The organism is Symmachiella macrocystis (assembly GCF_007860075.1).
GTDB lineage: Bacteria > Planctomycetota > Planctomycetia > Planctomycetales > Planctomycetaceae > Symmachiella > Symmachiella macrocystis.
This window is the reverse complement of record NZ_SJPP01000001.1, coordinates 3,770,075-3,782,504: the sequence shown is the minus strand read 5'-3', so window position 1 is coordinate 3,782,504 and position 12,430 is coordinate 3,770,075. Positions and strand designations below refer to the sequence as shown.

At 55.8% G+C, this 12,430-nt stretch carries 10 protein-coding genes; 5 read left to right on the top strand and 5 right to left on the bottom strand.

Translation table 11 applies throughout. The features are described from left to right. The first annotated feature begins 211 nt into the window (after positions 1-211). Positions 212-1,351: a DUF1559 family PulG-like putative transporter gene (locus CA54_RS14670; RefSeq protein ID WP_146371486.1), complete on the top strand. Its 1,140-nt coding sequence runs from the start codon at positions 212-214 to the stop codon at positions 1,349-1,351. A 158-nt stretch (positions 1,352-1,509) separates the two neighbouring features. On the opposite strand, the gene CA54_RS14665 is transcribed toward CA54_RS14670, so the two are convergent. After that, positions 1,510-3,126: a hypothetical protein gene (locus tag CA54_RS14665; protein ID WP_146371484.1), complete on the bottom strand. Its 1,617-nt coding sequence runs from the start codon at positions 3,124-3,126 to the stop codon at positions 1,510-1,512. Positions 3,127-3,754: 628 nt separating this feature from the next. On the opposite strand from CA54_RS14665, the gene CA54_RS14660 reads away from it, so the two are divergent. Then, a complete protein-coding gene (locus CA54_RS14660; RefSeq protein ID WP_146371483.1) occupies positions 3,755-4,555 on the top strand; it encodes a hypothetical protein in 801 nt (266 codons plus the stop codon). A 39-nt stretch (positions 4,556-4,594) separates the two neighbouring features. On the opposite strand, the gene CA54_RS14655 is transcribed toward CA54_RS14660, so the two are convergent. Then, a complete protein-coding gene (locus CA54_RS14655) occupies positions 4,595-5,257 on the bottom strand; it encodes a tyrosine-type recombinase/integrase (protein ID WP_146371481.1) in 663 nt (220 codons plus the stop codon). A 270-nt stretch (positions 5,258-5,527) separates the two neighbouring features. Here CA54_RS14655 and hpnH point away from each other — a divergent pair, with 270 nt between their 5' ends. Next, positions 5,528-6,640, top strand: coding sequence for an adenosyl-hopene transferase HpnH (gene hpnH / locus CA54_RS14650; protein ID WP_146371479.1), 1,113 nt, complete (start codon positions 5,528-5,530; stop codon positions 6,638-6,640). A gap of 31 nt (positions 6,641-6,671) precedes the next feature. Here hpnH and CA54_RS14645 read toward each other — a convergent pair whose 3' ends face one another. Next, positions 6,672-7,673: an aldo/keto reductase gene (locus CA54_RS14645; protein WP_146371477.1), complete on the bottom strand. Its 1,002-nt coding sequence runs from the start codon at positions 7,671-7,673 to the stop codon at positions 6,672-6,674. Positions 7,674-7,849: 176 nt separating this feature from the next. Between CA54_RS14645 and CA54_RS14640 the strand changes: the two genes are divergently transcribed. After that, positions 7,850-9,103 (top strand): hypothetical protein, encoded by a 1,254-nt coding sequence (locus CA54_RS14640; RefSeq protein ID WP_146371475.1) that lies wholly within the window; start codon positions 7,850-7,852, stop codon positions 9,101-9,103. Between the two features lie 52 nt (positions 9,104-9,155). After that, positions 9,156-9,572, top strand: coding sequence for a hypothetical protein (locus CA54_RS14635; RefSeq protein WP_146371473.1), 417 nt, complete (start codon positions 9,156-9,158; stop codon positions 9,570-9,572). Between the two features lie 7 nt (positions 9,573-9,579). Here the strand turns inward: CA54_RS14635 and CA54_RS14630 are convergent, their stop codons facing one another. Both CA54_RS14630 and cobA read right to left on the bottom strand, forming a co-directional pair. After that, entirely contained in the window at positions 9,580-10,503 is a 924-nt protein-coding gene (locus CA54_RS14630; RefSeq protein WP_146371471.1) for a VanZ family protein, read from the bottom strand. Positions 10,504-10,592: 89 nt separating this feature from the next. Beyond that, entirely contained in the window at positions 10,593-12,116 is a 1,524-nt protein-coding gene (cobA, locus tag CA54_RS14625) for a uroporphyrinogen-III C-methyltransferase (protein ID WP_146371470.1), read from the bottom strand. Between the last annotated feature and the right edge of the window lie 314 nt (positions 12,117-12,430).

The window sequence follows — 12,430 nt, the reverse complement described above, 5'->3', positions numbered from 1 at the left end:
CGATCCATTGTCGATTTCTAAACCCGCATGAATGTCCAAGTCCTTGAAAATTAAGGACGTTACGACAAACGCGACCAGAAAATCGCAATCGGTTCAAGAGACGTAAAACATCGAGTGATTCGAAACAGAAACGGCTTCGCTAGCTAATTCGGGCGGGCCAAACGGGACTCAACTTCACACACCACCAGTTCATTCAAACGGAGAAGTTCACATGAAACGAAGTAGCCAACGAAATGTAGCAAAATGCCGCAAAGGTTTTACATTGATCGAATTACTTGTGGTAATTGCGATCATTGCCATGCTGGTCGCCTTGATCAGCCCGGCCGTTCAAAACGCTCGTGAAGCAGCCCGCCGGACACAATGCATCAACCGCCTGAAAAACTTGGGCTTGGCGATGCACAACTTTGCCAATGGCCGTAACGGAGCCTTCCCGGATCTGCACAGCACCTTGTCGTACAACGACGGATCCGCCGATGTGGAGCGGGATGTCGCCTGGACGTACGCCCTGTTGGGATACGTTGATCAACGCCCGATCGCGGACAACTTTCAAAGTTTCTATGACTCCCCAGGTGGTGTGTTGACGACCGATCCAGGTACGGCACAGTTGACCATTTTCACCTGTCCGGATGACTTGAACAATTCCAGCGCCCCGGGTGGTTTGTCGTATGTCGTCAATGGCGGTATCGGCGCGTTCTCGCTGGCTGGTGGAGTTGGTCCTGGTTCTGGGGAAGACGGTTCAGCGTATCCCGGCACCGGATCCAGTGTGGGACTTCGTGACGGTGTGACTGACCCGACCTACGGTCATGATCCGGCTTTCTCGAATAACGTTGACTGGAACGGCGACGCAGCCTTCGACTCGATCGACCAGACGACTGCTTTCAGAACGGGAGTCTTCTTCCGTCCGAACAATTTGATCAAGATGACGATCGACCGGGTATCGCGCGGTGACGGTCTGCAAAACACAATCCTCATTACGGAAAATATGAACGCCGGTTCTGATGGCGATTGGTCCAGCCCCCGCTTTGCCAATATGGCTTTTGCCGTCAACGCCAACGTGGATGGTAGCAGCATTCCGCAAAACTTTGGTGCCGCCGGTCGCGGATTGCTCGACATGCCTGGTAGTGCCGAGGACTGGACGGGTTCGCAGTTGAACGATGCGAATGAAGGAATCTTGCCGGGAGCCAGCTTCGCCCCCAGTTCAGGACACCCCGGTATTGTCGTGGTGTGTTGGGCTGATGGTCGTGTGAAAGCTCTCAACGATACCATCGACCAGCGTGTTTACGTTCGTCTGGTTACGCCGGACGGAACCCGTGGCGGTCAGTTGGTCCAAGACGACAGTGCCACGGAATAACTAATAGCTGTTCCCGTTTGAATGCGGGTGCTGTGAAAATAGGATCCCATGGTTTCCTTTGCCGGAAACCATGGGATTTTTTTGTTGAGTTTGATGTTCGTTGCACTGGTCGCTGCTGGACGGTAAGTCCTCCGCTTAGCGCAATGCCGACGAAGCGATTAACAGCGGCGATGCCGTCCCCAACGATGATGCGACCAAGTCCAGCGGCGGTGGCAGTGGTGGTGGCCATGATTGTGGGGTTTCGGCGGCGGATTCTCCTCTAGCCCATCGATCACTTTGTGGGTTTGACCCACCAGCGCCGCGTGGTCCGCTTCGCTGATGTGTCCCCGCGCCTCGGCCCAATCCAATTGGCGGATGTATTTGGTCAGCAAGAACGTTACCGCTTTGGTATGGCCGCTGCCGTGTTCGGATAACCTCAAAGCGATTTTCAGCGTGCAAGAGAGCCGGAATTGCAACCTGCGAGGCAAGTTGAGTTGATCCGTAGCATCCTTCAGATCCTGGATCGTTGGCGTGTCGGTTTCCACATCCACCGTGCGATCGAAGTCGGCAAAATGATCGCCATTGGCAAGATGGTTGCCGGCAAGATCGGTCACACCACCGGCACCATCGCTCGCCGTACCATCACCGTCGATGATCAAGCGGAAATTGTCGTTGTATAGTTGATCCAACGCATTCACGACGATTTGGTCCGTCTCGGCATTGTATTGCACGGATGCGATGGCGACTTCCGTCTCATCCCCATCGTTGAATGGATCTCCGTCGCCGTTGGCATCGCCATTGGCCTGCAGGATTGTGTAATTGGCGGCATTCTCGGCGGCGATTGCGTCGAGATCGTCATCATTCATTTGCACGACAAACGATTGACCATCGTCGCTGAGTTCTACCGATTCAACCACCGGGGGATCGGTATCGGTGACCACAGGCACTTGCTCGTAGCTCAATTCCAACGTCAAGCTGGTCGGACCGCTATTGTTCACCAATGCGGACGGGGTGACGGTGAAACTGATCGTCCCATCGGCCGCCAAGGATTCCAACAATGATTGCGGCAGAATGATCGTCGCGGTCGATTCGTCGTGGTCTACCCCATCGGCCAGGAACAATTGGTCGACATATTGACCCTCGGCGCGCAAGACAAGGTTTTCTAAAAAGAAGTTCAGGTCACCATTGGCTCGAATAGTCAGGGTCGCATCGCCGTTGGGAGCCGGCAGATCACTGAAATCAAACGTCAAAACGTTGGGAAAAAAGAGGTTGTTTGTCTGAGTCTGACTGGCTGTGAACAGTTCCCCTTCTGTAGCATCCAGCGACCGCACCTCAACGTCGTCGACGAACCAGTCATCGGTATCGATCGCCGTGCTTCCACCGGTCATCATGAAGCGGAATTGAAAATTGGCATGCAACGCATCGGTCGGCAACGCGACCGTCATATGCCCGAATTCCTGCATATGGCTGCCGCTGCCGAGCTTGCGATCCATGTCGACCCAATCTCCCGCCGCATTGCGATATTGCAGCACGAGATCGTTACCCGTTTCGACAACGTTTCCTCCGCCACCGCGCTGGAAGCGATAGGTGAGCGTCACGTTTGATTCGTTAGAGAGATCGAGGGCGACCGATTCCAGCACATCGCCCGTGCCAGCGGCGCCGTTGATGCGTGCAGCGTAGGGGGCTGAGGGTTCGTCGCGACCGACATCGTCAATCGTCGCATTTTGAACCGCCGACCAGTTCGCAGCATCAAACTCGGTCGAATCGAAGGTGTCACTGAACAAGGTCGCGGACATTACGACTCGTTCTTCGAGTGGTTCCAGCCCCAGCGAGTTCTTCGGCCGTTTGAGCTGCCTGGAAGGGGAGGGGGGACGAATGGGAAAGTGAAAACCATCAAGCAGATTCGACCAAGGCGACATGATAGGCCCCGACGTGCGTAAAGCACGGTTGCCGCGCTACATGGTCCCTCGAACAGGTTTTCCAACCGCTGTTTGAAACCGAACCGAGGGTGCAACGCGTTGGATTAAATGACCATCCATGACAATCCTCCACGAGCTCCATAGCGAGGGGCCTGACTGTTGACTTCATCCGTCAATTCAACCGTAGCTCACGGTATTGGGCGAAGCAAATCGAACTGCGGTATAATTATTGCTGCAGTCCGAATTTCTTGTTGGGCGGGCGGGACACAAAAATCGACCGAGCGTTTAGATTGGTTGGTCAGTCAGTCGACCGGCGCCAATGGGTCAGGCTTGGGAGGCACATATCGGTTTGCCGCCGGAAAGGCTTTGCCTTTCTGCTTTGCGTTGTGGTACGATCAGGGGCTTAACGGTTGCACTAGCCACCCGGCAACGATGGTCGGAATGGCCAGCCACTGCTGATTCGATATTTCGTAGACAATGACTTTCTATTGATTGCCAAACGCTCATGACTCATTCTCGCCGAAGCTGTCTGCTGTTTTTGATGTTGGCGGCCCTGGGCTACGCGGGATGCGGCTCCGCCAAGTATGAAGAACGTCTCGCAGCGACATCGACGATGTTTCGGCACAAAGAAAAGCTGAACCAAAATCTACAGGGAATTTTTCACGACGAGGCCACAGGGATTCAGATACGCCCGCTCGCCGGATTTGACCGCATCGCTGCACCCGAAGCAATCGAAGGGCCGGATGGAGAAATGATTGTCCCCGAGTTGGACGATCGCCAGCCGCCGTTTTTTCTTGAAGAACTCCCCGGCATGATTGCCGCTTGGAAGTTGCCAGTGACTGCTGTCGTGGGAGGCGATACGCAAAGTTCCACGGCCTATATGTACGTACTCAGTAGTCTAGGACCAATGAACCCCGACGCCGACGATTCGGGTTTCCGCACACTCGTACTGGATATACTGAATCGTGAACTGGATACAGACCTCAGTGGTGGGTCACTTCACGAATCGACTTATCCACAAGATAGCCAGGACGGTTTTGTTCCCAAAGTGGCCTACCTCGAACGGTCCGTTGTGCCCGAACGGTTGGTCGATGATTTGTCGATGGAATTTTCCGTCTACTTCCACGAATCCGGAGAGGACATCGTCTGTGTGATGATTGTCCTTCCCAAAAACGTCTCCGGGCTCAACGATTATCTGAACAAGATCGAACTCAGCCTGCAGACGTTGGGGATCAAATCCCGGAAATCTGACTCGGGGAATTTGAGCGGAGACGGGACCAAACCGGCCCGCTCCGGCGGCATGTAGAACGGTGACGGGAATTGGCAAAGGCATGGCGTCTGTCGGTCAAGTCGTGTCGTTGCCCGCGATTCCCTCGGCCAAGCGTTCGGCCAGTGCGGCGTTGCTCTCCTCGACGAACTGCGCATAGATGCTCGTCACCATCGGATGCGCATGGCCCATTTGCCGTTGTAGAAACAATAGGTTTCCGTCGGTTTTTAAATAGCCCAAATAGCCGTACGTATGTCGCAGCACCTGCACGCTCGCTTTGGCCCCTAGTCCGGCCGCCGTCAGAATGCGTACCACACGGCGGTACAGACCAGTCCGTTCATAAGGCCGTCCGCGTTCGTTGATGATCAACGGTTGTGAGGCATCGTTGGCAGCGACTTCTCCTTTCAACAACGCCGGCCGGATCTCAGCGATGTATTCTTGAATGCGGCGACTGATAAATTGCGGGATATACACCTTGCGGTCTTGCCGGGGCGTGCCAACGACGTCCAACACAGCTTCGCCCGGTCCCAGTCGCGCGTCCCGGACGGTCAAACGACAGAACTCGCTGTTGCGCAATCCGGAATAAAGCAGGCCCGTGATAATCACCCGGTCCAGGACCGCCGTGTTCAGCGCTTTGCCGGTCGCATCGACGATTTGATCGTCGAGATAGCGATTCAACTGTTCAATCTCCGGCAGCGAGAGAAAATTCTCGCGTGTCAGTTCCCATGCCGCCCGTTTCATGCAGCCACTCCTCTGCCCGGTTCGGGATGCCTAATCGTACCGTCGCAGAGAGTACCGCAACAATTCCGATACGTAAAGTCGCTCAGTGGTGTTCCTCGAGGAACGGGCGTCATTCCGCGACAAGGTGTATTTCGAGCGTTTTAAGGCTGACAGGCAGCCCCAAACGTGATAATACCCTCTAAGACAACAAGACATCCCAAAACCGCCGGACCGGATTTCATGCTCTGCACCGTATCCGCCGAAAACATTTGATCATGCAAGGAGGCGTGAATGGGTGTTCCCATTTCGCAGATGTGGACCGTTGCGTCTTACGTATTGGGTAAAAAAATACGCGGTGTGCGACGGTATCCCATTGTATTGATGCTGGAACCGCTCTTCCGCTGCAATCTCGCTTGCGCCGGCTGCGGGAAAATCCAATACCCCACGGATATCCTTAAACAGAATATGCCGGTCGACAAAGCCCTGGCTGCTGTCGATGAATGCGATGCGCCGATCGTCTCGATTCCCGGCGGGGAGCCGCTGTTGCATCCGCAGATTCATGAAATCGTCGAAGGCATCGTCGCTCGCAAGAAATATGTCTACCTTTGCACGAACGCCATTTTGCTGGAAAAACATCTGCACCGATTCAAGCCCTCGAAATATCTCAGCTTCTCCGTGCATGTCGATGGCTTGCGCGAGGAGCATGACGAAGCGGTCTGTCGCGATGGAGTGTATGACGTCGCGATCGCCGGAGTCAAAGCGGCGATCGAACAAGGCTTTCGCGTCACGACCAACACGACGCTGTTCGATAATGCCGACCCGGTCCGCTACCGCGCGTTCTTCGATGCGATGACCGACCTAGGCGTCGAGGGGATGATGATTTCTCCCGGCTACAGTTATGAAAAAGCCCCCGACCAGGATCACTTTCTCAAACGGGAAACGACTAAGAACATCTTTCGCCGTTTGTTGGACAATCCCGATCGCCGCTGGCAGTTCAACCAATCGCCGTTGTTCTTGGAATTTCTCAAAGGGGATTGGGACCTCACTTGCACACCGTGGGGCAATCCGACGTACAACGTTTTCGGCTGGCAAAAACCGTGTTACCTGTTGCAAGAAGGTTATACCGAGACGTTTCAGGAATTGCTGGAGACCACCGAGTGGGACAACTACGGCATTCAAAGCGGTAACTCAAATTGCCAGGACTGCATGGTGCATTGCGGGCACGAGCCGACGGCCGTCGATCAAACATTCGGCAGCCTGCGGGGATTTGTGCGGACCGCGCAGCTGACCCTCTTTGGAGCCCCGCGCCGTAATGACCGCACACCCCCCCCGCCTGAAAACACGATTCCGGCGCCGCATCGACTACCACAAAAATTGGTGCAACTGGAAACGTCGTCTCGCTGATGGCCCTGGGATCGGTATTTTCCGACAAGCCTTACCGGCCGCGACCGGTGATCGGATAGGCAGTGTCCTGAAATCCCTGTCCGGTATGACAGCCGGGGGGGACGATGCTGTCGATGAATGCTTCGTCCTCGTCGGTGATTTCCACCTTTAAGGCGGCCACGTTGTCGGTGTACTGCTCCATCGTCCGCGGGCCTATGATGATTGAGGTGAGAATCGGATTGGCCAAACACCAGCTGAGTGCGAATTGACTGGGGGCGACTCCTTTACGTTCGCAATGGCCGGTGATTTCCTGAGCAGCGATGAAACTTTCTTCGCGCAGTTCCGCTTGTTGCATCCGTTTGTCGTTACGCGAAGCGCGGCTTCCCTCGGGAAACGGTTCACCCGGACGGTACTTGCCGGTCAGAATCCCGCGTGCCAACGGACTGTAACTCACAACGCCGATGCCGTGTGCTTCGCAGAGCGGAAATAGCTCGACTTCGATATCGCGATTCACGATGTTGTACAGCGGTTGCACACAAACAAAACTGCTGAGGTTCAAAATATCGCTGGCCCAAAGAGCTTCGCTCAGTTTCCAGGCGCGGAAATTGGAGCAGGCGATATGACGGACGCGGCCGGAACGGACCATATCGTCTAATGCGCGCAAGGTTTCTTCGATCGGTGTGTCATAATCGGGCACGTGCACATAGTAGATGTCGACGTGATCGACCGCCAAACGTTTCAAACTGGCGTCCAACGCGTTCATCAGGTGGTAGCGACTCGCCCCGCGATCATTGGGGCCCTCTCCCATCGGCTGGCCTCCCTTGGTCGCCAACACGACCTCATCGCGACGTCCGGCGATTGCCTTGCCGACGACCTCTTCGGACTTGCCGGCACTATACATGTCGGCGGTATCTAAAAAGTTGATGCCGTCGTCGAGCGCGCGATGCATAATCTGGATCGACTCCGACTCATCGGTCGGTCCGCCGAACATCATGGTGCCCAAACAGAGCGGAGAGACTTTGACGCCACACGCGCCGAGATTACGATAGTCCATGGTGTGATTGCTTTATAAAAATGGAAACGGTTTGACAGATCCAACAATCCCGGATGGGCAACGCAGCACAAAGACCCGGAATGGTTGACATTATTGGCGGATCGCCCGGAAAATGAAACCGGCTCGCACCATTGTCATGCTAAAACGATTCATTTTGCCCTTTGGTAAGGAACGTCATGAACCTGCGATATCTAAGGGCCGTCATTGCCACATGTGCGGTCTTCATGCTCGAGGCTTCGCTGAGCGCCGAGGATTATCAGCTCGATGTGCGGCAAATCACCCATGGTCCCCAGCATCATTTTTTCGGCTACATCGGCCAAAGCCTGACAATTCCTTGGAATCAAAGCGGGCAGTACATCTTGGCGCTGCGGACTGATTTCCACGACCGTATGCCGCGGCCCGACGATGCGGCGGAGATTGTGTTGATCAACACCCAGGACAATAACCGCGTGCTGCCAATCGAAACGACGCGGGCGTGGAACTTTCAGCAAGGGACGATGTTTTATTGGCATCCCCGGCAAGCGGAGACGCAATTTTTTTTCAACGATCGCGATCCACAGACCGGACGGGTCTTTACGGTTTTGTATGACATCGAAAAACGGTCCCGCGTGCGCGAGTATCGGTTCGAGGGGACTCCGGTTGCCAACGGTGGTGTGTCGCCGAAGGGGGATTTCTTTTTGGCGATCAACTATGGACGCATGGCGCGGTTGCGCCCGGTGACCGGCTATCCCGATGCCGCTGACCCCACCGCCACAGAATTGGCACCGGCCAACGACGGGATTTTTCGCGTTGATATTGAGAGCGGCCGTCGCGAACAACTCGTTTCGTTTCAGCAACTGCGCGATCACCTGCGAGACAAGACCCCACTCTGCGACGAAGCGGCTTTTTATATCAACCATTCGTTGTCGAACCGTGAGGGCGAATTCGTCTATTTTTATGCCCGTGGCCGTCTTGGAAGGGAGTCGATGGCGGTCAATGTTCCTTGCTCGATCCGCACGGATGGGACACAGCTCGCTCGACAACAGTTTATTGGTGGACATCCCGAATGGGATACCGGCCTGGTGGTGATCGGCGCGCTCGCCCCGCGGCAAGTTCGCTATGACATCAACCAACAGGCTGTCATTGGTCAAATTGGGACCGATACGACTTTTCCCAAACCGGGAGGTGACGTTGCTTTGTCTCCCAATGCCGATTGGTTCGCCAACGGTTATGCGACCGACGGCGGGAAGCAGAATCGTTATGTGTTACTCCGCCGGTCGGATGGGCTGACCTTGCGGTCGTCGGCATTCTCGCGCGGACCGTACACGCGTGGCGGCATGCGGATCGACTCAGCCCCGCGTTGGAACCGCACCGGCGACGCACTGCTGGTCCCGGGCATTACCGCTGACGGAACGCGGCAACTGCATGTCATTCGTATTCAAACGAAGTAAGATGCCTGCTGTTCAACTTTTGACTCGACAGCTGAAACGAAATTGCTCCTCCATGGCCAAATCCGAAATCGCCATTCTTGTCATTCTGCGTATCATTGGCATCGGCGCGCTGTTCGCCTTGCCGGCTGTGTTTTTTCCGTACGACTGGATGAACGCCATTCACGGTGAGTTGGGGTTGGGTACGCTGCCCGACGCCCCGATTGTCAGTTATCTCACGCGATCCCTCTCAGCGCTCTATTTCACATTGGGCATCGTGACGCTGTACGTTTCTCGCCACATCCGCCAAAACCGCGGGATGGTCTCGATGTGGGCCAAAATGGCCTGCGTCGTCGGCGTGCTGCTGACCGGTATCGCCATTGCTGCGGGGATGCCGATGAGTTGGATCATCAGCGAAGGTCCCCCGGCTGTCTTAACGGGGATTATCGTCTTGTGGTTGCAACGTATCTCTACGGAGACATCACCGGAATAGCAACCGCTCACGGGAGCAGGCGGACGTTATCCAGAAAGAGCACGCGCGGTGATTGCAAATTCACGGTATAAAATTGCATCCGCTTAATGCGACGCAAATCCAACGTCCGACCGTGCGGGGCAATGGCTACGTCCGCTAACCGAATCCGCGGTGAATTCAGGCCCGGCTGAAGTAGTATCGCGCGGTGGAACCGATCGTTGGTTTCGCCGTTGTGATCGACATCCTCGATTTTAATGATCAACGGCAACGGTTCCGCACCGGTGAGCAGAATGTCAAACGTCAGCCCCTGATAAGGCGACCAATCCTCGACCGGCCAATACAGGCTGAACGAAGGATACTTGGCCGGTTTGAATCTGATGGCCATGCTCATTTCTCCATCGCTGGCCCAACGCTTCGCCTGTCCCAACACACAATTCTCGCCCGACCATTGCCATCGCGAGAATTCCAACCGGCGTTCAAATGACCCCAGCATGGGCAATTCGCGCTGTTGAATCAGCGCGTCGGCCAATTCGATGGCCGGCGCGCGCCAAGCAGCGACCAGACAGGCAACGCCGACTGCGAACGCCGCTATCCGCAGGACGCGGTATTTCCAATGCCAAGAGATGGCCCAAATCAAAAACGCTGCCGACCCCAATAGATTGGCAGCCACATCTTGCCAACTGGGATATCGTCCGAGAAAGCCCTGCACGTATTCCGCGGCGATGCCCAAAATAGCCACAGTACCCCAAACCAGAATTGCCGCAATGAGGTCGTTGTGCGGCAGCTTTTTTCGCCCCCACCAAAACAGCATGACCGATAACACGCCGAATAGCGGCGCGTGCCCCAAGTCATACAAGGCATGCATTGCACGGCTCGCGCGGGGTAACGGCAAGAGCAATACGACGGCGACCACCACCAGCAATACGGCGATGCGGCGAAGAGCAGGCGTCATTGCAGTCCGCACTGTTTCCAACAAAACTCACCTCGTTGTCTGTTCATCACGAAGTTCGCCTTGGCCCGGCGGCGTCTCCAACCGTTTTTTTATCTTGCAGATTCATATTCTTGAATGGACGTGAATAGCCCCGGCCAGGTGTAATCACGCGCTTCCGTATGGATCGTCAATCCGACTTCCTGCGCAGCCGCGGTTGTCACCGGACTGATGCTCGCCAAACGAATCGTCTTTCCAATATGGTCTAGCGCCTCGGGGCCAACCAGTTGACTGAGCTGGCGAGCGATCGAAGGGCTGCTCAAAGCGATCCAATCCACTTCGCCGCGATCAAGGACCTCGACGACCTGCGGATCGAAGCTGTCCACATCCACATTTTGATAGGTCACAACCTCGTCCACCGTTGCTCCCGCGCTATGGAGCGTCTGTGGCAGTACATCACGGCCACGACTCGCCCGTGCCCACAACAGTCGTTGGCCTTGAACATGCGGTGCCAGCGTCGCGGCCAGGGACTCCGCGCGAAACTCCGGCGGCACCAGGTCCGCTGTGAGGTGAAACGTTTCCAGCGCCGCTGCCGTGGCCGGTCCGATGGTTGCCAGCTTCAGCCCGCCCAAATCGCGCATATCGCCGCCGGTTTCACGCAGGCGGGACAAGAAATACTCAACGCCGTTCGCGCTGGTGAATATCAACCAGTCGTAGTCGGCCAATCGCGAAATGGCATCATCGACAGCGGTCCAATCCTCAGGCGGCAGAATATCGATTGTCGGCATCAATAGGCAGTCGGCGCCGAGATCATTGGCTTGTTGAACCACGGGCAATGCCTGTGCCAATGGACGCGGAATGCCAATGCGGCGGCCCAACAGCGGGCGCTGCTCGAACCATTGAATGGTTTCCCGCTGAAGAACGCAGTCTCCCACCACGATCAACGAAGGCGCCCGCAGTTCCGCTTGGCGAACCGCTACTGGCAAATCGGTGAGCGGCGCCGTCACGCTCTGTTGGCGGGACGTAGTTCCCTGGCTGATGACGATCGCGGGCGTTGCGGGGGACTTGCCGAATTCGATCAGCCTGCGGGCGATCTCCTCCAGTCGATGCAATCCCATATAGAACACCAACGTACCAGGAAACGCGGCCAAGGCTGTGTAATCGAGCAGGGAATCTGTCTTGGCCGGATCTTCATGTCCAGTCACAAAGGCGACGGCAGAGGCCCATTTGCGGTGTGTCAACGAGACCCCGGCATAGGCACTGGCGCCGGTGGCGGCGGTCACGCCCGGCACAATTTCGTAGTCAATTCCCGCAGTCCGGAGAGCTTCGGCCTCTTCTCCGCCACGGCCAAATATGAAGGGATCCCCGCCCTTGAGACGGACGACGGTTTTTCCCGACCGCGCTTCATCAATCAGTCGTTGATTAATTTCCGTCTGGTTGAGCATGCGGCCGTACGCGGTGTGGGAACGGCACGTGCGCTCGGTGTCGGCCGAAGTGTTGAGCAATAATAGTGGATTGACCAACCCGTCGTAGAGCACAAAATCAGCCTGAGACAGGCATTTTAACGCTTTGAGCGTGATTAGGCCGGGATCACCAGGGCCGGCGCCCACTAAATATACTTTGCCGCTGCTGGCCATGAAAATTGCTCAATTCGGGCGTCCGCGCAATGTTGTTCGCCCCGCATTGGGCGGCGAATAGTCCCATACTCTGAATAGTGTACCACTCCCCGAATCGGGAGTGTTATTGAAACGCTGACCAGCTATAGTAGAATAGAGTAAGGGTTTTGCCTACCCACCTCATTTGCCACGTCGCGCTATAGCGAAGTCATTGTTCTTCGGGCGAAAACGATCGGGCTCTCGGATTCGACAGATTTGTCATCGCGGGTGATTGTACTGGCGGATCAATCTGTACTTGGTGAACAAACGCCGGTTGGGCAACGCCTTTGAAAAGA